Origin of the sequence: Paenibacillus fonticola DSM 21315, from assembly GCF_000381905.1 — a bacterium.
Lineage (GTDB): Bacteria > Bacillota > Bacilli > Paenibacillales > Paenibacillaceae > Fontibacillus > Fontibacillus fonticola.
On the sequence record NZ_KB907262.1, the window covers coordinates 81634 to 105650 of the forward strand.

The following is a 24017-nucleotide window of genomic DNA, read 5'->3' on the forward strand; positions in this document are numbered from 1 at the left end:
AAAAACACGGTTGCCAGTATAAGCAGGCAACCGTGTTTTGTTATCGCAATTCGCTAGCAGCTGGCTTGAAGTTCATTCATATAAAGCGGCGAGCTGCAGCAGGCCGAAGATCGTTACTTCGTATCCCTTGTGCAGCGTTCTTCAGACTTTCGGCGATAATGTTCGGCACTTGTTCCAAGGAAGAAACGGTATACATGGACGTATCCGTGCTCTCCTTTAGTTCGACTAGATTAAATGACCATTCATTAGGATGCTTAATATAAATCGTATGAATACCGGCGGTGAGCGCTGGAGCGATGTCGGTGCGCAGACTGTTGCCAATCATCCAGGTTCGCTTTCGGTCGAAGTGTCGTGAACGCAGTATTTTTTCCAATTCATTAATATTTTTGTGCCTGCGGATATAAATGCGATCCTCGAAGTAGGCCGACAGCTTCAATTGGTCGATCTTCCGCTGCTGGATCGCTTTGTCGCCCCCGGTGTATAGATTCAGTTCATGGCCTTGCTCCAGTAATATATCGAGCGTCTCCATCATCCCGGGATACGGTTCGACCTCCTGTTCATATACGCTCATCGCGAGCCGGGACAATGTATCCTCCTCGGCAGGAAGGGCAGAGCGTCCCAGCAGAGAACAGAAGTAGCGGTACGTATCGACGAGCGACTCCGCGAAATGGCTGCTAATAAAACCTACTTTTTCCACTCCGGCAATATCGATTTCCGTTTGCTTGGCGAGAATTTCATGCTTCGTTAAACGCTCAGTTCCGAGCCAGTCCAGCAGCAGTGCTGCGAACTGGTCTAAAATTTGTTCAAAGTATATGTTGCAATGGATCAGTGTATCGTCTAAATCAAAAATAATTTGCTGCCGCAGTGTATTCACAGCAGGTCACCCCTTTGTATCTAAAAACGTTTACGATAGGCGGATATACGACTCCAAAAACATTTGCAGTTCAGCTGCACCATCCGGGCGAATACTGAATTTCTCCGTATCGTTGCTGTCCACAAGATGTACGCGGAGCAGCCCGGCTACCCGCAGCCGCATAAGATGATGCATCAGCTTGTCCTCTGATTCGTTCAGATGGTCGACCATCTCCTGCAACGACTTCGGCTCATCCGCGACATATCGAAGCAATCTGAGCCGCTCGGGCCTGACGAGGGCCCGCGTCAGCCGCAGAAGGCAGGTCGGCGGTTCGTCCTCATCCAGTTCGGGAATATCGATGGGATACTGTATGAACAGTACATCGGAATAGAAGCCATACGTATTGATTGGCCGAAAATGAATAGATGGAACTAGCACGACACGCTCAATTGGCAGCCCCGGTTCCAGCACAAGTCCGCCTGATGCATATTCCACCAGCGCTTCCGAATCCATCTTATGCAGCAATGTTGCCTTCTCGGCCGCATCCTCCTCCAGGAGGGAAGCGTATTGCAAGGTGATCTCCTTGAAGTACAATTCGTTCCATTTGCGCAGGAGCGGAATGTAGCTGCTGCGAATGCGCTGGATTTCTACAGTAGTCATATTGGGAATATAGGATTTAATACTATGGTAAAGAACTTCTTCAGCCGAAAACTCAAGATGGTCAAGAAAAGCCTCGATATCCGTATTGTCGCTGCGATCAATAGCCCAGGCATACAGTACATCGTAATCGGTAAAAGGAAATTGCGCGGCTTCGATAAACGGTTGTCGAGCATCGGGGCTGAATCGTGAGCTAATATCGTCGAGCCATTCCAGTCCTACATCGAGATTGTTCACCCATTTACGGGTTGTAAATACTATGAAACTGCTGATCAGCTCATAGATTGGAGAAACGTCGACTTTGACATTGTAAGCCATGACAAGAAACCTCCCAGACATCTTTGCATCCATAACCATTATGGCTTGTTTGACACGAGATTGTCTACTATAATGTTTATGTTATGTATAGCATGCGTGGCTATAAATGAATTATATCCTACAATTGGTAACGGAAAGTCGTCATCTGTTGACGATTTTCTTTCTTTTTTGACAAAGGAGTATAAAAGACAACATGAAAGATCAACGAAACAGCATCATCTCGCCTGTATTTATATTAATTATGGTTGTCATCGTTGCAGGACTCAGCCAAGGGCTGCTGCTCCCTGTGCTATCGATATTAATGGAAGAGAGGGGGATTTCCTCCTCGGTGAATGGCTTGCATGCTGCGGCGCTGTACATCGGCTCGTTTGGCATGTCGCTCGTTGCCGTAAAAGTGCTGGGACGAATCGGATTCAAAAAGTTAATTATGGGCGGACTTGTTCTCGTAATGGCCGCGCTTCCGCTATTCCCTCTCATTTCAGATCTTAAATTGTGGTTCGTGCTCCGGCTGCTAGTCGGAATCGGCGACAGTGCCCTTCATTTTGCCTCTCAGCTCTGGATGCTGCTCATTACTCCCCCGAACCAACGGGGTAAAAATATTTCGATCTACGGGATGTCATACGGTATCGGATTCAGTATCGGACCTTTGGCGATCCGGCTGCTGCCATACGGGCAGCTGGTGCCTTTTCTGCTGCTGTCTGTAATTATCGCTTTAGTGCTCGTACTAGTTTATATGAAAATGCCCAGCACCGTCCCTGATTCTATGACAGAGGAACAAAATAAGCAAACTGGCCAGCGTAAAGCAGCGCAAATTTACCGGATCGCCTGGTTTGCTTTAATTCCTTCATTACTATACGGCTATATGGAAGCGGCCATGAATAGCAATTTCCCGATTTATGGGCTGCGTACTGGTTTGACTGCGGGGCAAATTTCCACGCTGCTTCCCTTTTTCGGTATCGGCGGGCTCATCCTGCAGCTTCCGTTAGGCTATTTAAGCGACCGTTATGGCCGTAAAATGATCCTTATGGTTGCCGGCAGTCTGGGAGGCCTGCTATTCCTGATTGTTCCGTTGTTAGGCCAGCACTATTTCGGCCTGATGCTCATCTTTATGGTTACCGGCGGACTGGTCGGCTCGTTCTTCTCCTTGGGCCTCGCTTATGCTGCTGATATACTGCCGCGTCATCTATTGCCTGTAGCGAATGTGATCGCGTCGTTTCACTTTAACCTAGGCAGCATTGTTGGACCGAATTTGGGCGGAATCGTCATGCATTTCGGTTCTGCCGGTCTGCTCTTTGTATTTCTTGGCTTGTCTTATTTGCTTTTTACCTTGTCCGGTTTCGCTTTTAAAGCGGATGTTGGCAATAAATCAGCAAATATGAAAATGGTGTAATGGATTTTCCGCGCTATTTCCAATAAACTAAAGGAAGAGAAGCATCGACCAAAGGAGAATTGTCATGATCAAGGTAAATCATTTGAAGAAGTCTGTGGAAGGCAATACATTGCAAGTTTTGCATGGCATCAGTACGGAGTTTGAAGCAGGCGAAATGATCGGTGTCGTTGGTCCCAGCGGCAGCGGAAAAAGCATTTTGCTGCAATGCCTCGCCCTCCGGGAAAGCTGGAATGATGGCGATTACAGCTGGGACGGGAATACGGTCATTCGCGGCGGCGGCAAAGGGGCGAGGAAATATCGTTCCAAATGCGCATACTTGGAACAGAATCCGTCGCTTAATCCTGAAAAAACGGCGTTAAAAAATGTACTGATCGGACAAGCCGGACAGACTTCCTTGCTCAGAAGGCTGACAGGAATGGTTCGTTCGGACGATTATATGGGCGCCATGGACGAGCTGGAGAAGTTCGGATTGCTCGATAAAGCCCATTTGAAGGCGGGGAAATTAAGCGGCGGAGAGCGTCAGCGTGTGGCGATTTGCCGGGCGCTTGTGCACGGCGCCGGGTTTATTGCGGCGGACGAGCCTGTGCTCGGGCTGGATCCCCATTCTGCGGACAAAGTGATGGGCACGCTGAAAAGCCTCTGCACCGAGCAAAGCAAAATTGTTGTTGCCGCGCTGCCTATTGAGCTGGCAGAGCGGTTCTGCACTAGAATATGGGGGATTTTCGAAGGCCAGCTGAAGCTGGATGTGAAAGGAAGAAGACTTACGAAGGAAGAGAAACGGCTCATCGATTTGGAATGAAAAGAGTGATGGGATTGAATGTGAATAGATGGGTTTCTGTCGTTGGGATGGCTGTGCTGCTGCTAGTTCTAAGCGGCTGCAACTTCATGATGGATCCCAAATCGTTAATGAAAACGCCGGAGCTAAGCTCGGATAAAGAAACACTGCGCAGCGTCATCAACACCGAACTGAAGGGGGCGGAGATTCGGCCCCGGGATGCCGACGATATTAGCTCGATTCGGGTTGTCGACCTGAACAAGGACGGTATTATGGAGGCTGTAGTTTTCTATGAAACTCCGCTGGAGAAAGTGAAGATCCATGGTTTGATACTGGAAAACCAGAATGATACCTGGGTCCCGAAGGTAAGGTTCGACGGAGAAGGACAGGTGCTCGAATCGTTCGAGCTTAAGGATGTTACCGGTAATGGCCAAATTAACATTGTCGCGGGATTTTCCAGCGGCGACAAGCAGCTGCAGAAAGGCCTTATCGTGTATTCGTATACTGGGTCCTCGGTCGAAAGGCTGCTGGAGCTTCCATATAATTATTATGTTATCGACGATTTGAATGCTGATGACCAGCTCGATATTACGGTCGTATCCCTGAAGAAGGATCAATTTACTACAATAACGACCTATCAGTATGATCAAGCGTCCTTTCAGGAGCTGGATAAATTGCAGCTGGACGATGCTGTAACCGGCTATTACAATGTCGTTCACGGCGATATTACGCCGGATCAGCGGGGGATTATCCTCGATGCCGTTTCCGGCGAGCTGTCGGGGTACTCTATCATGATCGGAATGGAAGACGGCAAGCTGGTGGACTTTATCCCGGATCGGAGCTCCACGCTGAAGGACTATCAGATTATGAGCGGGGATGTAAATGATGACGGCATTTTGGAAATAGGCATGCTGGAGACGCCGAAAGGATGGGAGTACATCGCTTTTAATGATATTCCCTGGCTGTTTTCTTATTATAAATGGGAACCGGACAAAGGGCTGACCTTTGTTATGCAGCAGTATATGGATTTGGCCGGCAGGTTCTACTTTAATCTCCCTAAGGAATGGTGGGGCAAAGTGACGATCGATATTAAGTCTATTAAGGATGAGCACATCAAATTTGTTGATATCGATACGAACGCCACGCTTGCCGAAATTCGCTTTTTCTCGTTGGCACAATGGGAGCAGGTTCAGGAAAATTGGGAATTGTTTGCCCGGGACAACGACAAAGTGATCGGGTTTCTCAGTCACACTGATTTAAAGGTAAACAAGGGCGAGAAAGAAATAAAACGCTGATCATAAAAAAAGGGAGGATGGCAAGTTGAGTAAAGTGTTAATTTTGGAAGATGAGGAGTCCATTCGCAGCTTTATCGTTATCAACCTGAAGCGCAACGGCTTTGAAGTGATTGAGGCAGCGGATGGCCATGAGGCGCTGGACCGCTTTCACAGCATTCCAGATATCGATATCGCTTTGCTGGATGTGATGGTACCGGGTGTGGACGGGTTTGAGGTGTGCCGCAAAATCAGGGAAACGAACGAGCGCATCGGGATTATTTTCCTAACCGCTAAGGTGCAGGAGCAGGATAAAGTATATGCGCTGTCTGTCGGTGCGGACGACCATATTAGCAAACCGTTCAGTCCGACCGAATTAATCGCCCGCATTCAGTCGCTGTTAAGGCGCGTTAATGTGTACAGGGAGAACAGTGCGAAGGTGACGTTTAGCTCCGGTCCGTTCACCCTGGATCTGATCAGCAAGCAATTCAAGAAAAATGGCCAGCTGATCGAGCTGACGCCAACGGAATTTTCGCTGATTCAATATTTCCTGGAGAAGGAGAATACCCCGCTTAGCCGCGACCTGCTGCTGGACCATGTTTGGGGCAAGGAATATATGGGAGATCCGAAAATCGTTGACGTCAATATCCGGCGCCTTCGCCAAAAAATTGAGAACAACCCTTCCGAACCGACCTTCCTGCAAACTGTGTGGGGTCATGGTTATAAATGGAAGGGCGAGGGTCAATGATCAAAAGAGGAATTGGACGCCAGATCGTCCTGCACTATTTTATAGTAGTATTTGTTACGCTCTTTATGGTGGAGATTATTTTTGCCTTTGCTGCCAGAGCCTACTACTATCAGACGATTGAAAATCATATGATCAATCATTCCACATGGGCTTCGGATTACTTTCAGAAGTTCGTGAAGCTGTATGCGGAGAAGGATCCCGATTATTTTACGGAAATGCTGCGTACGTTTGAACTCGATAATACCGAGCTGATGATTTTGAACCGAAAAGGCGAGGTCAAAGCAAGCAGCACCCAATTCCAGGCGGATAAGGCGATTCAAACGAGCGATGTGCCGCAGGCGGTGGCAGGGAGCGTCGGGAAATGGGTCGGCAGGCAGTCTACAGGAGAATGGGTCATGGCCATATCGACTCCGCTGCAGGTTCGCGGTGAAAACCGCTATATTGTCAGATATGTAACCTCCCTGGAGGCCGTCAATGCCAAACTGATGAATTTAACGCTGCTATCGGTAGGAGTGGGGGCTGCGGTGCTGGCGCTTGTCACCTTGTTCAGCATCGGGCTGGCGAATTCGATCGTAAGGCCGATCAACAACATTCGCGCCGTGTCCGCGCAAATGGCCAAAGGGAAATTTGATGCCCGGATTAAAGGGGATTATAAATACGAGCTTGGCGAATTGGCCTCAACACTGAACTATATGGCCGAGGAAATCGTCAGAAGCAATCAGATCAAAGACGATTTCATCTCATCCATATCGCATGAGCTCCGGACGCCATTAACGGGAATCAAAGGCTGGAGCGAGACACTGACTTCCGGCGGCTTCGATCCGGAAGAGACCAAGATCGGCATGCAAATTATATCCAAGGAAACCGAGCGGCTGATCGGTCTTGTCGAAGAGATGCTGGACTTCTCCAAGCTGCAGCAAAATGAAATGAAGCTGGTCATCGCTCGGGTGAATTTGAAGGAATTGCTCCAGGAGACGATGCTGAACGTATGGGCCAAGGCGGAGCAGAAGAAAATTCAATTAAAGCTCGATGACCGGACCGATCGGCCGGTAATTATTTTTGGTGACGGCAATCGGTTAAAGCAGGTGTTTCTGAACCTTGTGGATAATGCGGTTAAGTTCTCCAGCGAGAACAGCTGGGTCCATCTCGTCATTTCCTTGAAGGGCAGCAGCACAGCGTTAGTTCAGGTTGTAGACAGCGGGATTGGAATCAGTGAGGAGCATATCGGCAAGGTGAGGGACCGCTTCTTTCAGGTGAATCATAACCGGGGAGGAACCGGGCTTGGACTCGCGATCAGCCAGCAGCTCGTTGAGCTGCATCATGGCGAAATGGACATACACAGCGAGCTCGGCGCGGGTACGACCGTATCTGTCACCTTGCCATTGCCGGAAATGATTGGAGATAACGATTCAAACGCTGCTGAGGCAGCGACGGATTCTTTAGCCGCACCGGAATGAATTTAATACACATTAATCTTAAAGAGCGGATCATGATGATCCGCTCTTTGTTATATATATAATAATATGGAAGATGGACAAAGCCTGCAGCAAATTGAAATTAGGAGGATAAGCCTTCTGCCCGTAAACGAGCCGTTTTGTCGTATACTTCTTTGAGTAAGCGGGAAGGCTGGGTACGGACAGCAGGTTTTGCCAGCACCGTCTCGTTTGGCCCGATGACAATAATTTCGTTGGCTGTGCCCTTGATGATCGCACCGTCTTTTATGATCGCGCCTTCGCCAATGATGGCCCGTTCGATCAGCACGTTGCGGCCGACCAGCACGTTCGGCATAATGATGCTGTCCTTGATTTTCGTTTGGCGCCCCACCTCAGAGCCTCCGAAAATGACAGACCGTTCGGCGTATCCTTCCAAGGTGCAGCAGTCATGGATCATGGAGGCTTTCATCCCGGCGTTTCGCGCTTTGACGGAATTGAGTTTTGTGCGGCTGTCCCGTGTAAACATCGGCCAACTGTCATTGTGCAGCGTCCAGCCGTTTTCCCCAGAGAGAAGGTCCATGTGAGCGTCCCATAAGCTTTGGACTGTTCCGACATCGCGCCAATATCCTTTAAATTCATAGGCATGCAGCGGGGAGGAGCCGGAGAGCATTTTTGGAATGACATCTTTACCGAAATCATGACTGGAATCCGGATCGTTGGCATCGGCAATTAAATGCTGTTTCAGAAACTCCCAGTTGAACAGGTATATGCCCATGGAAGCCAGGTTGCTGGCCGGCTGTTCCGGCTTCTCGGCAAACTCGGTAATTCGCTGCTCCCGGTCTATGGACATTACGCCGAACCGATGAGCTTCCTCCCAGGGTACCGGCATGACCGATATGGTCGCTAAAGCTTTACGGCTCGTATGCGTTTGAATCATCTCCCGGTAATCCATGTGATAAATATGGTCTCCAGACAAAACGAGCACATTTTCAGGCGAATACTGGTCTACATACTCGATGTTTTTATAAATGGCATCGGCGGTACCCACATATTGAGCATTTCCTGTTGCTCCTGTGTTGTAAGAAGGAAGCAGCGCTATTCCACCTCTATCCGTATACGGCAATCCCCAGGCATCGCCGTCGCCGATATGCTGATGGAGTGATTCCGCTTCATATTGTGTCAGAACACCGATTGTATCGATTCCTGAATTTACGCAATTGCTGAGAGGAAAATCGATAATACGGTATTTACTGCCAAAGGGCACTGCCGGTTTAGCCTGTTTGGCCGTTAGGGGAGACAATCTTCGGCCTTCTCCTCCGGCCAACAGCATGGCAATGCATTCTTTTTTATTCATGTCGTTTTCCCTCCCTGTGGATTTTCAAGTAGTAGTAGTTACATAAACGAGTTATGCAGCCCTTGAAACGAATAAAAAGAAAATTGGATGTAAAGTTTCATTATTTTTTTCAAGCCGCTATATCCTTATTCATCCTTGTCTTATGTGGGTAATTTAATTGATGGAACTTTTAAAAAAGCAGGTGATCGATTGCCAGAGCAACTGTCCAAGCCCGTTATTTCATCGAGCGATATTTACTTGTTTCATGAAGGAACACTGTACCGAAGCTATCTGACGTTCGGTGCTCATCTGACGGTCGAAGAAGGCCGGACAGGTGTCAGATTTACCGTTTGGGCGCCTCATGCGCTTCGCGTCGGCATTGCGTCAGACTGGAATGAATGGAGAGGGCAAAACGATTTATTATATAAGATACCCGAATCGGGAATTTGGACTCGCTTTTTTGCCGGGGTAACGGAAGGAACTTTTTACAAGTATGAAATTACTGGTCCGGACGGCGAGACATTTCTGAAGGCAGATCCCTACGCTTTCCATGCGGAGGTGCGCCCGGCTACGGCATCTGTCGTCAAGTCGCTTGCCGGGTACGCATGGAAAGATGGCTCATGGAGAAGAAGGAACAGGGTGCCCTTTCACAAGCCGCTTAACATTTATGAAGTCCATTTTGGCACATGGAGGCGGAAGCCGGATGGATCGTATTATTCCTACCGTGAGATGGCGGACGAGTTAATCCCTTATGTCGTGAAAATGGGGTACACCCATCTTGAAATTATGCCGCTGGCCGAGCATCCTTATGATTTGTCGTGGGGGTATCAGGCCACGGGTTATTTTGCGCCGACAAGCCGTTATGGCGAGCCGGATGATCTGATGTATTTTGTTGACCGCTGTCATCAGGCAGGCATTGGCGTACTGCTGGATTGGGTTCCCGGCCATTTCACTAAAGATGCCCACGGCCTGCGGATGTTCGATGGCACCCCGCTGTATGAATACGCCGATCCACTAATGGCGGAGAAGCCGGGTTGGGGAACGCTCAGCTTTGATTTTTCAAAGCCGGAGGTCCGCGCTTTTCTAATTTCCAACGCCCTCTATTGGCTGGATGTGTATCATTTTGACGGCTTGCGGGTCGATGCCGTAACGAGCATGATTCGCCTTGATTTCGAGAAGCAAGCTGGGCAGTACCGTCCGAATGAACAGGGCGGGGTTGAAAATTTGGACGCTGTTTCCTTTCTAAGGCAGCTGAACCAGACCGTATTCCATTACTACCCGCACGCGCTAATGATGGCTGAGGAATCCAGCGCCTGGCCACTCGTCACTTCTCCCGCAGAAACTGGCGGACTTGGCTTCAATTATAAATGGAACATGGGGTGGATGAACGATACGCTGCAGTATATGGAGACGGATTTTTCGAAACGGCCGCAGCACCATAACTTACTCACTTTTCCGATTTGCTACGCCTATGCCGAAAATTTTGCGCTCCCGCTGTCACATGATGAAGTCGTGCATGGTAAAAAATCGCTGCTAAATAAAATGCCTGGCAGCTATGAACAAAAGTTTTCCGGATTGCGGGTGCTGTTGGGGTATCAAATGACATCTCCCGGGAAGAAGCTATTATTTATGGGTGCGGAATTTGGCCAGTTTATCGAATGGAAGGATACAGATCAATTGGACTGGTTTTTGCTGGAATACGATTCGCATCGAAGCATGCACTACTACACCGCGGAGCTGAACCGGCTTTATTTGCAGGAACGCGCTTTATGGGAATTGGACCATAGCTTTGACGGATACGAATGGATTAATCCGCATGACAGCGGGCAAGGTGTCATTTGCTATTTACGCAAAAGCAAGCGAGCTGGCGACACCCTTCTGGTCGTCATTAACTTTCAGGCCGTCAGCCGGCCGGAATATCGCATTGGGGTGCCAAGGGCTGGGGAGTACGAGCAAATATTCAACAGTAATGAGTTGGCTTATGGAGGTAGGGACGAAGTGAATCAGCAGCGTATTTTGACCTCCGCAAAAATAACATGGCACGATCGGCCGCACAGCATAGTGATGGCCGTTGCGCCGCTTAGTATGACGATTTGGAAGAAGGTTGCAAAGCGCAGAGCTTCTTCCGCAAAGTCCACAAAGAGGAGGACGAATAAATGAAAATATTGTTCGCTGCGGCTGAAGCAGCGCCGTTCATTAAAACAGGCGGTTTGGCCGATGTTATCGGTGCACTGCCTAAAGCGCTGCAGCAGGCCGGACACGACGTGCGTGTAGTGCTGCCCAAATACCGGGATATTCCCGGTTCGTTCACTCACCTCCTTGAACATGTTAGGGTAGTCGAAGTTCCGGTGGGATGGCGGCGGCAGTACGGCGGAATCGAAGCATTGCAATGGGACGGCATCCCGGTGTATTTCATCGATAACGAATATTATTTCGGGAGAGAAGGCGTGTATGGCTATTGGGATGATGGGGAAAGATTCGCTTATTTTAACCAGGCCGTCCTGGAAATGCTGCCCGCGATTGACTTTGCCCCCGACGTGCTGCATTGCCATGATTGGCATACTGCGATGATTCCGCTGCTGCTCAAGGAGCATTACCGCCACGATCCGTTTTATGCTGGCATTCGTACCGTATTCACCGTGCACAACTTACTGTATCAGGGGCTGTTTCCGCCTGAAGTACTCGGTGACCTGTTAAGTTTGCCGCACAGTTATTATACGCCGGAAGGCGTCGAATATAACGGTGCTGTAAGTTTTATGAAAGCAGGACTTCTGTTTTCAAACCATGTCACAACTGTGAGCCCCACTTATGCAGAGGAAATCAAGACAGAATATTACGGTTACGGTCTGGATGGGCTGCTTCGTTCTCTCGGTGACCGTTTGTCCGGCATCGTGAATGGAATCGACACGAAACTATACAATCCAGCGACAGATTCCGCGCTATTCAGCCGCTATCGCACAAGCTGGAGCAAGAAGCTGGAAAACAAAACCGCTCTGCAGCATGAGCTAGGCCTGCCTGAATCGGCGGATGTGCCCTTAGTCGCGATGGTAACCCGCTTGGTTGAATCCAAGGGACTCGATCTGGTCATGCGCATTGCTGATGAATGGCTAGCCTATGACGATGTCCAGCTGGTCATTCTTGGAACCGGCGACCGTTCATATGAGGAGTGGTTTCGTGAAGCGGCCCTTCGCCATCCGCAAAAGCTGTCCGTGCAAATCAAATTCAGCGATGAGCTGTCGCGAAAAATATATGCAGGCAGCGATCTGTTTCTGATGCCTTCGAAATTTGAGCCTTGCGGGATTAGCCAGCTGCTTGCTTTACGCTACGGCAGCATTCCGGTCGTCCGCGAAACGGGCGGTCTGAACGATACGGTGCAATCCTACCGTCCGGAGACTGGAGAGGGGAATGGGTTTACGTTTACGAATTACAATGCCCACGACTTGCTGCATACACTGCGGCGGGGCATCGGGTACTACAGGCAGCCGGAGCATTGGAAGCAGCTGCTGCGCAATGCGTATGCCGGGGATTACAGCTGGCAGGCATCGGCGCGGCAATATAGCGATATTTATGAACGGGTCACTTCCGAGGCGTAAACGTCTTACGCATATGAAACAAAGCAGAAAAAAACCGCTGCCGGCAGCAGTATGCCAGCAGCGGTTCGCTATTTGTCATCCAAGCAGGCTTTGCTATTTCAGCTTACGGAACAATATGCGATATCCAAACGGATCGAGGGTAATATTCATCATCCCCTTCTCCGGGACGACGGATTCACCTGTCAAAGCGTCATACCAGTCTTTCGTGTCCATAGGATGTGACAGGGTACGCTGCTTCTCCATATTGTTCATCCAAATCGTAAAGTGAACTTTGTCATCCATACGCTCATAAACGATGCAAGGATCGTTATGTTCGGCATGCAGAAAGCGAAACCGGCCTTGGCGCAAGGCATTATGCTTTTTACGGAGGGCGATCATTAATTTGTAGAAGTCATACAGCTCGCGATCCTGCTTATTGGGGTCCCAAATCATGCATTTGCGGCAATCGGGATCCGCCCCTCCGGTAATGCCGACCTCATCCCCATAAAAAATGCACGGAGTACCAATATAAGTGAACAGAAATACGACACACAGCTTCAATTTGCGCTTGTCGTTTCCCACCCGGGTTAAAAGGCGGGGAGTGTCGTGGCTGCACAGCATGTTAAATACGACTTCGTTCGTCTGCTGCGGATAACGCATAATTAGCGAGCCCATTTCATTGGCGAAATTATAGCCGTCCATACCGCCATTGAAAAAATTGAGCACTTTATCGGCAAAAGGGTAGTTCATTACGGAATCGAATTGATCTCCGAGCAGCCAGTTTAAAGAATCGCTCCACACTTCGCCGATAATATAAGCTTCCGGATTCGCTTTCTTGACAATTTGCCGGAAATCGCGCCAGAAATGGTGATCAATTTCGTTGGCAACATCGAGGCGCCAGCCGTCGAGATTAATTTCCTTAATCCAATATTCCGCCACGCCGAGCAAATATTGCTTCACTTCCGGATTTGCGGTGTTGAATTTAGGCATATTGCCAAAAAAACCAAACGTATCGTACGAGGGCATGCCGTTCTTGATGGTCACCGGAAACTCATTAATATGAAACCAGTCGCGGTATTTAGAACCTTCGCCATGCTTCATTACATCCTGAAAAGGGGGGAAGCCTTCGCTGCAATGATTGAACACGGCATCGAGCACGACCCGGATTCCCTTGGCATGACAAGCTTCCACGAGCCGCTTCAGCAAGGCGTTATCGCCAAAATGCGGATCAACCTGCTTATAATCGACCGTATCGTACTTATGGTTGGAAGGGGAAGTGAAAAGCGGTGTGAAATATATCGCATTAATGCCAAGATCGGTCAAATCGTCAAGATGGTCGAGCACGCCTTGAAGATCCCCGCCGAAATAGTTGTCGATTTTAGGAGTTCCGCCCCAAGGCTCGGTAACCTTCGGGTCGTTGGCAGGATCGCCATTGGCGAAGCGTTCAGGCATAATTTGATAAAATACAGCCTGCTTGGCCCATTCGGGAACTTTGATTACATCGATTTCATGAATGTACGGAAATTCGTACAAATCCCCAGGCGGAGTAGGGGGATGGTGCTGAATACCGCTGTCCAGCATATATATGGCCTCATTGCCGGATGTTAGCTTAAATGCATACGAAAGCCGTTTGAACTTCGGTTTGACAGCAACTTCCCAATAATCGAACATGCCATCATGGGCCGCTTTTTCCAGCTTGAATTCCTGATATGTTTTATTCCAGTCATACTTGTCGCCCGTCATGGCGTATACCTGCTCTACATCATCCCGTTTGGTGCGCACACGCAGATGTATCGTTGATTTGTCATAAGCATAAGCCCATTTGTCGCGGGGAACATGGTAAAAAGCTTCTAGCAGCATGCGGCCACCTCCTTCAACATCGTACTACAGCTAATTAATAACCAATTGGAGCTTGGTATGAACCATTATTCCCTTTTTTAGATGGGCGCATGATACAAATGAATCATTGGATCGATATTTGTGTAATAAATGGCAGGGCAGATATCACTTTATGTCTAAAGAGAAATAAAATAAATCACACTAAGAGTGCATAATATGAAAGTTTTGTGTATATCATAAATGAATTTTTGCAGGATATAAGCAGGAGCAAGTAGGGAGAAGCAGAGGGGGATAGTTCGAATTGAATGTAAATATATGGTTTTTTTATTTTGTTTATGATGTTGGAGTCAGATAAATTCTTATTGACCGAGGTATGATAAAGATAACAAAATCGGTGTTGAATTGTCGAAAATTTCTTTTGCATATATATACATTATGTTTTATAATTAGCCCAGTGAATTGATGATTCGATCATTATTTTTAGAAAAGCAGGGAGAGACAATAATGAAAAAATGGGGTTTCTTATTCGTTGCAATCGTAATGTTAACTGCCGTGTTAGCGGCTTGCGGCCAAGATAAGGAAGCGAAGAACAGCTCGCAGGGAGCAGGCGGTACAGCAAGCAAAAAGCTGGTTCTCGGGCTGAGCGCGGATTTCCCGCCATATGAGTTCCAGATCAAAAACGATAAGGGTCAAGTGGAAATTGTCGGATTCGATGTGGAAATCGCCAAGGAAATTGCAAAGGATATGGGCGCAGAGCTGGAAATTAAAAATATGGTGTTTACTTCTTTGCTGAATGAGCTGCGGAGCGGACGCGTAGATATGGTTATTTCCGGGCTAAGTCCAACGCCGAAGCGGGCGAAGGAAATCGATATGTCGCAAATTTATTACAACGCCGAGCAAGCCGTCGTAGTGCGTGAGGCGGATAAAGATAAATATGCTACCGCTGCCTCTTTGGAAGGGCAAAAGATCGGCGTACAGAAAAGCTCGATACAAGAAGATATCGCCAAGGAAATTACCGGTGCGAAGCTGACCTCGCTGGACAAAATATCCGACATTATTATGCAGCTCGATTCTGGCCGCGTGGATGTGGCGATTATCGAAGGGCCGGTAGCGGAGTCTTTCGTTAAAAATGTTAAGGGCATCGCAATTACCGACGCGAAGCTGGAGGTAGAGGATGACGGCTATGTCGTCGGCATTAAAAAAGGAAACCAGGAGCTGCTTGACCAAGTGAATTCCACATTGGATCGGTTGATGAATGACGGCAGCATCGAAAAATTTGTCAAAGAAGCCAGCGATCTGTCGATAAAATAAAAAAGGATTTGCCAGGCCGATTGCGAAGATAAATGACAGCGGAAAATAGCGGAGCGTATTCGCTATTTTCTGTTTTTTGAAGAGGATACAATAAACAAATAGAAGGATGATTAATTTATGGATTTTTTTATGGAGTTCGGAACGATGTTCTGGGAATACCGCAATTATTTTATGACGGGACTGCAATATACGCTGCTGCTCGCAGCGCTTGCCGTTTTTTGCGGGTTCATTCTCGGCTTGTTCATTGCTCTGATCCGGATGTCGCCGTGGGGAATCGTGCGTTTCTTCGGGCATGTCTGGGTTGAATTTTTACGCGGCACACCAATGCTTGTGCAGCTGATGATCGTGCACTACGGCTTATCCTACATGTTTAATATTAATTTCAGCCCGATCGAATCCGGGGCCATTACGCTGTCCGTTAACAGCTCGGCTTATTTAGCCGAAATATTCCGGGCGGGCATTCAAGCTATTGACCGCGGTCAAGGTGAAGCTGCCCGTTCTCTCGGCATGACGCAAGGACAAGCAATGCGGTTCATTATTATCCCGCAAGCGATTAAAAATGTGCTGCCGGCCATCGGCAATGAGTTCGTTGTCATCGTCAAAGAATCGTCGATCGTTTCGTTTATTGGCGTGGCGGAATTGATGTTCCAGGCGGGCGCAGTTCAGGGAGACTCATATAACCCGATGACGCCTTACTTGATCGTTGCATTAATGTATTTTATTATTACATTCACTCTGTCCAGGTTGTTAAACCGGTTTGAAAGGAGATTGCAAGCTAGTGATAACCGTTAAGGGATTGCATAAGAAATTCGGTCAACTGCATATTTTAAAAGGCATCGATCTGGAAATTCATAAGGGCGAGGTTGTTGTAGTCATCGGGCCGAGCGGTTCAGGGAAAAGCACTTTCCTGCGCTGCCTGAACAGGCTGGAGGAGCCGACGAGCGGAGAAATTATGTTCCAAGGAGAACTCATTACTGCGAAGAAGCACAATATTAACGCGACCCGCGAAAAGATGGGGATGGTATTCCAGCATTTCAATCTGTTTCCGCATAAGACGGTGCTGGACAATATTATGATGGCTCCGATTCAAGTGAAGAAGCAAAACCGGAGCCAGGCGGAGGCAACAGCGCTGGAGCTGCTGCAAAAGGTAGGGCTGGAAGATAAGCGCGATGCTTATCCGGCCCAATTATCCGGCGGGCAGAAGCAGCGGATCGCAATCGCGAGAGCGCTGGCGATGGAGCCGCATGTGATGCTCTTCGATGAACCGACATCGGCGCTTGACCCTGAGATGGTCGGCGAAGTGCTGGAGGTTATGAAGAGCCTCGCCGTCGGCGGGATGACGATGGTCATCGTTACGCACGAAATGGGGTTTGCACGCGAAGTAGGCGATCGCATTCTGTTTATGGATCAAGGCGTCGTTGTTGAACAAGGGACACCGCAGCAGGTGTTCGGTGCGCCCGAGCACGAACGGACGCAAAATTTCCTGAGCAAGGTACTGTAAAGCAGAAAAGACACAAAGACAGGTTAATTTGCTACCGGCGTCTCACAGCCCGAAAATTAAATAAGGCTGGGTCTTTTCCCCTTTACATTCCAATCACAAGCAGATGCTTGTGATTTTTTATTTTTTAGGCTTTAGCAGTTGTGTGAAACGCACGAAACAAAAAACGACCCGCTATACGGGAGGGTTCGTTAATGATCTTTGAGAAGCATGCGCAGTTAAAGTATAAATATGGGAATCGCTTGGGCAGAAGGATATTTAAACATTGTTGCTAGCAGACAACTTGACGGTGGATGGGAAGCGGGCTGTATCTAATGTACAGTGAACCTAAATGAAACCACTGTAGCGAAACTGTAGCGAAATACATTCGTGAACAAGAAGCACATAATCAAGCCATAGATAAGCTGAGTGTAGAGTGTAAAAGAGTATGAAGATCCGTTCAGTAGTAAAGAAATATTTAACTGGCAAGTGAAAGTGACAAATAACACTGAGCCTGAACAGATTTGTGGTCAGGTTAACGTCTTTAGGCGCAGTTTGGCAACAGGGGGTTATACGCCAAGAGCAAACTCCGCCCGTTGGACGGATGGTCATGATTTAATTACCCGAAATTACCCGAAAATTACAGTGGAAGCCTCATGCCCGGAAATACCGCCTATATTGTCCTTCACCCTGCAGAACCTTTACAGATTTCTGCATCCTATACTTCATCCTATACTAAGTATTTACGAATGGCCACGCAGTCACGCTGGAAAACCACGTCGTTAACTTCGGTTCTGGAGAATGTTATTGCTTCCAAAGATTGGATTCTGTTGTTTGATTCTAACGAATATCATCCACGCTATTTGCACATATTTGCAATGGTTTTAAATCTAAGGAATCTCAGACACTCTATTTTGCCGTTTATCGTCTGTTTGGAGCAGTAAAGACTGAAATAACGTTGCCCAGCTTCGTTACATTTTGAGGAGGGTTATTTTTACGCAGATAGCGATCATCAGCTTCGTTATAAAATTTCAGGGCTTAAATGAAGCCACTGTAGCGAAATACATTCGTGAACAAGAAGCACATGATCAAGCCATAGATAAGTTGAGTGTAGAGTGTAAAAGAGTATGAAGATCCGTTCAGCAGCAACAACAGCAAGAAAGAAATAAACCAGTTTAACTGGTAAGTGAAAGGGACAAATAACACTGAGCTTGAACAGATTTGTGGTCAGGCTAGCGTCTTTAGGCACAGTTTGGCAACAGGGGGTTATACGCCAAGAGCAAACCCCGCCCGTTGGACGGATGGTCATGATTATTTGAAAGGAAGAGGGAATATGACACAAAAGAAAAATAAGTTGTTTCCCGATTGTTCTAATAAACTTTTTGTTACCTTATTCAAATCGGGTAAAGCTGATAAATGCTGGGTTTTTTGGTATTGGAAACAATTGCATAAGCTATAGGTTACAAAATTGTGATATATTCAATACGGCCGAAACACTGCGAAGGCAGGTGCGGGGGACGATTTTTGACAAGCGGGTGCAAATAAGCAATAAGCCGGCAGCTTGTCTTGGGGTGAAGCGCAGCGGCAGAGGCGCAGGGAGCTATCCTTTTTCCCGAATCCGACAACTAACTCCGCAGGCAATTGTTAAAGGAGGAGCAGCATGATTAAACAGCTTAGAAAGCGTAAATGGGTAACAGGAATCAAAACAGCGGTAATTGCAGCAGGATTTATAGGGGCGCTGAGTACGGTGCCAGTTTATGCGGATTCAGTACATACGGCAAAGGAAGGAGATACGTTTTACTTTCTGGCTAAACAGTATGGAGTCGATATGAACCAGCTGATGAAAGCTAATCCGGACATTAAAGCAACGAATATTTATGGCGGATTAAAAATAAAAATTCCAGGCGGCAGCACAGTAAAGGCGCTTTCTGCTTCAGGCAGCAAGATACAGGCGCTATCCGTGCCAAAAGTATTATCAAGTGAACGCGTTGTACAAGCGTGGGGCAAAACCTTTAATTACAGTAAGACGATTAATGTGAAGGCAACGGCTTATTCAGCGGATGCCAGCGAGAACGGATGGGGACCGGTAGATTATTACGGCAACTCTTTGAAGCTGGGAACGATAGCGGTAGATCCGAATGTCATTCCAATGGGCACGAAGGTGCTCGTAACCGGCCACAGCCATCCGGATTTGCCGAAAGATTCGTTTGTAGCGACGGCTATGGACCAGGGCAGCGCGATTAAAGGAAACCGGATTGATATATTCATTCCTGCCAGCCCGCAAAAGGTAAGCCAGTTCGGGTTCCAGGATGTGAAGCTGTACGTGCTTGAATAGCAACGACTGTATGTCAAAAGAACGTCCCTTCATTGCCGAAAGGCCGGTGAACAACCGCAAGTTATGCGGTTTGACACGGCGGCTGACGGCAGGTTTTGGGATGTTCTTTTTTTTGCTTCTTCACCTTAGAGCGACTTTGGCTCGTGCAGCAATTCAGGGATTGTAACGAAGCGATATCCACGATTTCGCAAAATGCGGATGATGTCCGGCAGCGCTTCAATTGTCCCGGTCAGATCCGAGCCGCTGCCCCCGCCGGCATGCTGCAGCACAATCGAGCCCGGTCCGACGGTGCTTAACACGTTGTGCTTCACTTTATTTTTGTCCAGCGCTTTCCAATCTAGCGAGTCCACGTTCCAATTTACGATTTTGTAACCATTCTTCTTGGCCCACTTCAATTGCTCCTCATTTATTTCACCGTAGGGAGGACGGATAAAGCGAGGCTTATAGCCAATAAGCTTTTCGATCAGTTTTTCTGTGCGTTTAATTTCATTTTTAAATTCGTCGACTGATTTTTTTTTGAATAAGGGATGGAAGTAGGAGTGGTTGCCGATGACATGTCCTTCCCGGTGAATTCGCTGCAGCAGCTCAGGATGCTTCTTCGCCCGGTGGCCCACGACGAAAAAGGTTGCTTTTACGCCGTGCTGCTTCAGCACATCCAGTACCTTAGGCGTAAACCGGGGATCGGGTACATCATCGAATGTCAAGGCAATTTGCTTGACTTCAGGTCCGCTGAATTTGAACGTTTCCGAATATTTGCGGCGCAACTCACCCAATGTCATTGGTTTGGCATCAGCGTTTACCGATTGTTGGGAGGAGGCGGATTCCGCAGGCGGTTGCGAGGATTGTGCTGACACGGCGGCAGTCCCCGTTGCAAGCGCAGCACATATAAGCAGCGCCAGCATCGCATGAATCAATTTATACATGAATGACCTTCTCCTTTAATCGCTAATTGTTATGTACTGGTATGCCCCAAATCGGGCACAATTATGACCGTGGCTATCATTGAGGTAAGAAAAATATTCCATTAGGTGCTCCAAATCTTGCTGCCATTCCTTTCATGTGTGCGATATATCACAGACTTGCCCGCTCAAAAATAGCATCTTAAATGAAGCGCAGTTAGACGTGATTCGCTAGAGAGGTGAGGGAATATGGCGGAAGTAATCGCAAACGTTGAAGTGGCCCCGAACATATACAGGTTGAAGGCATCGGGAGCGTTCCCGGGGCGGATGGGGCAGTTTTATATGGTTCGGGCCTGGGACAGTTATCCGCTGCTGTCCAGACCCCTCAGCATCTTCAATCGCAGTGAAGAGGGGATCGAGTTCTTGTATCAAGTGAAAGGAGAGGGCACGAAGCTGCTTAGCGATTTACGGGCTGGTGATGAGCTGCAGCTAGAGGGGCCTTTCGGCAACGGTTTTCCAGACCGGGCAATAAAACCTGGTGGACGCATTGCCGTCGTTGGTGGAGGGATAGGCATAGCCCCATTGTATTATGCGCTCCGCAGTTGGCCGGACTGTGACGTCTATTTGGGATTCAGTAAAGAACCGTATTTGACGGAACAGTTTAAAGCTGCCACACAAGGGAAAGTGAACGTTAATGTAGGCGGTTTCGTGCTGGATGAGGTCGATTTACACGCTTATGATTTGATCGTAGCCTGCGGACCCGAGCCGATGCTGGCTGCGGTTCAGCAGAAGAAGCTGTTGTCCGGCAGCGGGGTGGAAGTGTACGTTTCGTTGGAAAACCGCATGGCATGCGGCATTGGAGCATGTCTTGTATGCAGCGTGAAATGCCGGGACACCCGGCGAAAGGCTTGCACGGATGGACCTGTGTTTCTGGCGGAAGAGGTGATTTTTGGATGATTAATACAGCGTATACGATCGCAGGAGTCCATTTTAAAAATCCGGTCGTCATGGCTTCCGGTACGTTTGGCTTCGGGCAGGAATACGCCGCTTTGTACGACATTAACCGGCTGGGAGGCATTTCCGGCAAAGGGCTGACGCTGCACGCGAAAGCAGGGAACGACGGAATTCGCGTCTTTGAGACGCCGGCTGGAATGTTGAACAGCGTAGGGCTGGAAAATCCGGGAATCGAGGCTTTCCTGCGCGATGAATGCCCGCGCTGGGAAAGCTTGAACCTGGCGAGAATCGCCAACTTAGGCGGAAATACGATCGAAGAGTATGTGGAAGGTGCCCGGTTGATTGAAGAAGATGCACTGTTCCGCAAGCGGAATGGAAATCAGGCCGTGGATATGATTGAATTGAACATCTCCTGCCCGAACGTCAAGGCAGGTGGAATGGCCTACGGGATCAGGACGGAGGTTGCCCGCGAAGTCGTACGGGAAATTCGCCGCACGACAACGCTCCCTCTAATGGTCAAGCTGTCCCCGAATGCGGAGGATGTCGTGGCGATGGCCGTGATGTGCGAGGAAGAAGGCGCGGATGCCGTCTCGCTGGTCAATACATTTTCCGCTATGAAAATCGATATTTACAAGCGGCGCAGCGTATTTGACAACTTGTACGCGGGGCTATCGGGGCCGGCGATCAAGCCGATAGCGCTGCGAATGGTGCACCAGGTAAGTAAAGCCGTGGCCATACCTGTAGTTGGCATGGGCGGAATCAGCAGTGCGGAGGACATCATCGAATACATTATGGCAGGCGCAGCGGCCGTTCAGGTTGGGACGCATAACTTTGTTCATTTACGGGCAGGCGAACAGCTGATTGACGGGGTGGAATCGTTTATGCGGCGCGAAGGCATAGGCTCGCTGGATGAAATAAGAGGCATAATATGATGACGGAAGCTTTATATCCGCAATTTGCGGATCTCACGCTGCAAACGATTGTGCTGGGCCGCGACCGTCTCTTCATTATATCGGGGGGCGACCGACATATCGGCGCTTCCTCCACCGCTTATTGGGAACAGGGACAGTCTGTCGTGCAAAGCTGCGCCGTCCCTGGACATAAAGAATACGAGTTATGCGAACAGTTGGCTTTGCGTGCGGCGGCACAGCTGCAATGCACAGTAACGGTCGTTATGGGGATACATTACGATCAGCTTACAAGGGCCGAAATCAACTATATTTGTCAAAAAGTGACCACCTTGATGGAGCACTATTTAACGGAATGCGCGGACGAATCCGTTTAAATGCAAGGCAGGATGGGTTAATAAAAAGGGAGCAGACCGGGCAAGGCAGCTCCTTTTTTTGTACGCAGATTGATTTTTTAAGTGAAGAAGGCTATACATGGAGATAGCGATTATTTACTTAACAGTGGGAAAATGGGGGAATTGCAATGAATACAATGCATAGCAAAGGGCATGACAATGATGAGAAATTCCGGCGTACCGCCGTTTCGGTATCCGAAGCACAGGCAAGGATTATGGCCTTTGCCCGCCCTGGACATATAGAGGAGGTGCCTTTGCTTCATGCAGACGGACGGGTTTTGGCCGCAGATATTGCTGCTCCGCATCCGTTCCCTCATTTTCGCCGCTCCGGTATGGATGGATTTGCGGTTATGAGCAGCGATTTGCAGAGCTGCAGCAGCGGTAATCCCGTAGAGCTGAAGGTGATCGACGATATTCCTTGCGGCTCTTTGCCTGCTGTCCCGCTCGTATCAGGCACAGCGTCACGCATTATGACGGGGGCCAAGGTACCTGATGAGGCTGATGCCGTCATTATGCTGGAAATGACAGAACCTTTTGTACGGGACGGCCAAAAGTGGATTACAATCAAACGCCAGCTGGAGAGCGGAAAAAATATAACGCCGATAGGCTTCGAACTGGCGCAGGGAGACGTCATATTGGAGCGGGGACGCCGGATCGGAACGGGTGAACTGTCGGTGCTGGCCACATTCGGTATTCATCAGGTGCCGGTGATAAAGAGACCGCGCATAGCTATTTTCTCGACAGGCTCCGAGCTGCTGCGGATCGACGAACCGCTGCAGGACGGCAAAATTCGCAACAGCAATACTTACATGCTGGCTAGCCAGATCAGCCGGGCTGGCGGAGAGCCTCATATTCTTGAAGCGATTGAGGATGATTTGCCGGGTGCAAAGCGTAAAGTGGAGGAGGCCTTCGCCGATTACGATGTCGTAATTACTACCGGAGGTGTATCGGTAGGCGATTATGACATTATGGCCGATCTCGTACGCGGGCCGGCGATGGAAATGCTGTTCAACAAGGTTACTATGCGTCCCGGCAGCGTTACCACCGCAGCGGTGAAGGAAGGAAAGCTGCTGTTTGCCCTGTCCGGGAACCCCGGGGCGTGTTTTGTCGGCTGTGAGTTGTTCGTGCGGCCTTATATTGGCGCCATGCTTGGCATCGGTCAGCCGTACTTGCCTGAATTTCAAGCGGAGTTGGGACAAACGTATTCTAAAGTCAACAACTTTACCCGCTTTGTAAGAGGGAAATTAGTTTGGAAGGACGGCCGCCCAGTGGTATTTCCAGCCACCTTGGATGAATCGAGCGTTATGATTACGATTAAGGACAGCGACGTTCTGATCATCATTCCTCCTACGAACGAAGGTGTGCAGGCAGGCGAACTTGTGCAAGTGTTAAAGCTGCCGGAGCCGATGCTTTAATCTCGTTTATTTTTTATTCTGGGCTTACACATTCCTTGCTATCCTGTTGCTGGAATTTGTATAAATACAGGAACTATACTAGAACTAAACAGAAACTTATTATAGGAACCAGCTAGAGTTTGTACTGGAACTAA

The 24017-nt window shown here is 48.6% G+C and carries 20 protein-coding genes, 1 pseudogene and 1 riboswitch; of the genes and pseudogenes, 16 read left to right on the plus strand and 5 right to left on the minus strand.

Going from position 1 to position 24017, the window contains the following annotated elements:
• Window positions 1-76: 76 nt before the first annotated feature.
• Together G358_RS0118105 and G358_RS0118110 are read right to left on the minus strand one after the other, a co-directional pair.
• A complete protein-coding gene (locus G358_RS0118105) occupies window positions 77-874 on the minus strand; it encodes an HAD family hydrolase (RefSeq protein WP_019638660.1) in 798 nt (265 codons plus the stop codon).
• A gap of 30 nt (window positions 875-904) precedes the next feature.
• Window positions 905-1828 (minus strand): ArsR/SmtB family transcription factor, encoded by a 924-nt coding sequence (locus G358_RS0118110; protein ID WP_019638661.1) that lies wholly within the window; start codon window positions 1826-1828, stop codon window positions 905-907.
• 193 nt (window positions 1829-2021) lie between these two features.
• Here G358_RS0118110 and G358_RS0118115 point away from each other — a divergent pair, with 193 nt between their 5' ends.
• From G358_RS0118115 to G358_RS30415, 5 genes are all read left to right on the plus strand, one after another.
• On the plus strand, window positions 2022-3218 hold the full coding sequence (locus tag G358_RS0118115; RefSeq protein ID WP_019638662.1) for an MFS transporter: 1197 nt from the start codon (window positions 2022-2024) through the stop codon (window positions 3216-3218).
• Window positions 3219-3282: 64 nt separating this feature from the next.
• Window positions 3283-4017: a phosphonate ABC transporter ATP-binding protein gene (locus G358_RS0118120; RefSeq protein ID WP_019638663.1), complete on the plus strand. Its 735-nt coding sequence runs from the start codon at window positions 3283-3285 to the stop codon at window positions 4015-4017.
• Window positions 4018-4025: 8 nt separating this feature from the next.
• Window positions 4026-5288, plus strand: a complete 1263-nt coding sequence (locus G358_RS0118125) for a hypothetical protein (RefSeq protein WP_240480062.1) — start codon at window positions 4026-4028, stop codon at window positions 5286-5288.
• A 25-nt stretch (window positions 5289-5313) separates the two neighbouring features.
• Window positions 5314-6012, plus strand: a complete 699-nt coding sequence (locus G358_RS0118130; RefSeq protein ID WP_019638665.1) for a response regulator transcription factor — start codon at window positions 5314-5316, stop codon at window positions 6010-6012.
• Entirely contained in the window at window positions 6009-7469 is a 1461-nt protein-coding gene (locus G358_RS30415; RefSeq protein ID WP_019638666.1) for a sensor histidine kinase, read from the plus strand. Before G358_RS0118130 ends, G358_RS30415 begins: the two co-directional genes overlap by 4 nt.
• A gap of 100 nt (window positions 7470-7569) precedes the next feature.
• Here G358_RS30415 and G358_RS0118140 read toward each other — a convergent pair whose 3' ends face one another.
• Complete coding sequence (locus G358_RS0118140; RefSeq protein WP_019638667.1) at window positions 7570-8799, minus strand: glucose-1-phosphate adenylyltransferase; 1230 nt, start codon at window positions 8797-8799, stop codon at window positions 7570-7572.
• Window positions 8800-8988: 189 nt separating this feature from the next.
• On the opposite strand from G358_RS0118140, the gene glgB reads away from it, so the two are divergent.
• The gene (glgB, locus tag G358_RS0118145; protein ID WP_019638668.1) at window positions 8989-10938 is read left to right on the plus strand and encodes a 1,4-alpha-glucan branching protein GlgB; all 1950 of its coding nucleotides are present in this window, start codon (window positions 8989-8991) and stop codon (window positions 10936-10938) included.
• A complete protein-coding gene (gene glgA, locus G358_RS0118150) occupies window positions 10935-12371 on the plus strand; it encodes a glycogen synthase GlgA (RefSeq protein WP_019638669.1) in 1437 nt (478 codons plus the stop codon). The genes glgB and glgA overlap by 4 nt, the downstream gene beginning before the upstream one ends.
• Before the next feature lie 93 nt (window positions 12372-12464).
• Here the strand turns inward: glgA and G358_RS0118155 are convergent, their stop codons facing one another.
• Entirely contained in the window at window positions 12465-14210 is a 1746-nt protein-coding gene (locus G358_RS0118155) for an alpha-glycosidase (protein WP_019638670.1), read from the minus strand.
• A 483-nt stretch (window positions 14211-14693) separates the two neighbouring features.
• Here G358_RS0118155 and G358_RS0118160 point away from each other — a divergent pair, with 483 nt between their 5' ends.
• The 5 genes and pseudogenes from G358_RS0118160 (at window position 14694) to G358_RS0118180 (ending at window position 19312) form a co-directional block, all read left to right on the plus strand.
• The gene (locus G358_RS0118160; protein ID WP_019638671.1) at window positions 14694-15500 is read left to right on the plus strand and encodes a transporter substrate-binding domain-containing protein; all 807 of its coding nucleotides are present in this window, start codon (window positions 14694-14696) and stop codon (window positions 15498-15500) included.
• A gap of 117 nt (window positions 15501-15617) precedes the next feature.
• Window positions 15618-16292: an amino acid ABC transporter permease gene (locus tag G358_RS0118165; protein WP_019638672.1), complete on the plus strand. Its 675-nt coding sequence runs from the start codon at window positions 15618-15620 to the stop codon at window positions 16290-16292.
• Window positions 16279-17001 (plus strand): amino acid ABC transporter ATP-binding protein, encoded by a 723-nt coding sequence (locus tag G358_RS0118170; protein ID WP_019638673.1) that lies wholly within the window; start codon window positions 16279-16281, stop codon window positions 16999-17001. The genes G358_RS0118165 and G358_RS0118170 overlap by 14 nt, the downstream gene beginning before the upstream one ends.
• A gap of 179 nt (window positions 17002-17180) precedes the next feature.
• Window positions 17181-17445 (plus strand): annotated as a pseudogene (locus tag G358_RS34030) (hypothetical protein); the annotation flags it as partial.
• 1008 nt (window positions 17446-18453) lie between these two features.
• Window positions 18454-18632, plus strand: a riboswitch (cyclic di-AMP (ydaO/yuaA leader).
• A gap of 5 nt (window positions 18633-18637) precedes the next feature.
• Complete coding sequence (locus G358_RS0118180; RefSeq protein WP_019638675.1) at window positions 18638-19312, plus strand: 3D domain-containing protein; 675 nt, start codon at window positions 18638-18640, stop codon at window positions 19310-19312.
• 125 nt (window positions 19313-19437) lie between these two features.
• On the opposite strand, the gene G358_RS0118185 is transcribed toward G358_RS0118180, so the two are convergent.
• Window positions 19438-20235 carry a polysaccharide deacetylase family protein gene (locus G358_RS0118185; RefSeq protein ID WP_019638676.1) on the minus strand — a complete coding sequence of 266 codons (798 nt, stop codon included), beginning with the start codon at window positions 20233-20235 and terminating at the stop codon, window positions 19438-19440.
• Window positions 20236-20460: 225 nt separating this feature from the next.
• On the opposite strand from G358_RS0118185, the gene G358_RS0118190 reads away from it, so the two are divergent.
• The 4 genes from G358_RS0118190 to G358_RS0118205 all read left to right on the plus strand — a co-directional run bounded on the left by G358_RS0118190 (window position 20461) and on the right by G358_RS0118205 (window position 23883).
• Window positions 20461-21168: a dihydroorotate dehydrogenase electron transfer subunit gene (locus tag G358_RS0118190; RefSeq protein ID WP_019638677.1), complete on the plus strand. Its 708-nt coding sequence runs from the start codon at window positions 20461-20463 to the stop codon at window positions 21166-21168.
• Window positions 21165-22097: a dihydroorotate dehydrogenase gene (locus G358_RS0118195; RefSeq protein ID WP_019638678.1), complete on the plus strand. Its 933-nt coding sequence runs from the start codon at window positions 21165-21167 to the stop codon at window positions 22095-22097. The genes G358_RS0118190 and G358_RS0118195 overlap by 4 nt, the downstream gene beginning before the upstream one ends.
• A complete protein-coding gene (gene lpdD, locus G358_RS0118200; protein ID WP_019638679.1) occupies window positions 22094-22450 on the plus strand; it encodes a prenylated flavin chaperone LpdD in 357 nt (118 codons plus the stop codon). Before G358_RS0118195 ends, lpdD begins: the two co-directional genes overlap by 4 nt.
• A gap of 146 nt (window positions 22451-22596) precedes the next feature.
• On the plus strand, window positions 22597-23883 hold the full coding sequence (locus tag G358_RS0118205) for a molybdopterin molybdotransferase MoeA (RefSeq protein ID WP_019638680.1): 1287 nt from the start codon (window positions 22597-22599) through the stop codon (window positions 23881-23883).
• Window positions 23884-24017: the final 134 nt, after the last annotated feature.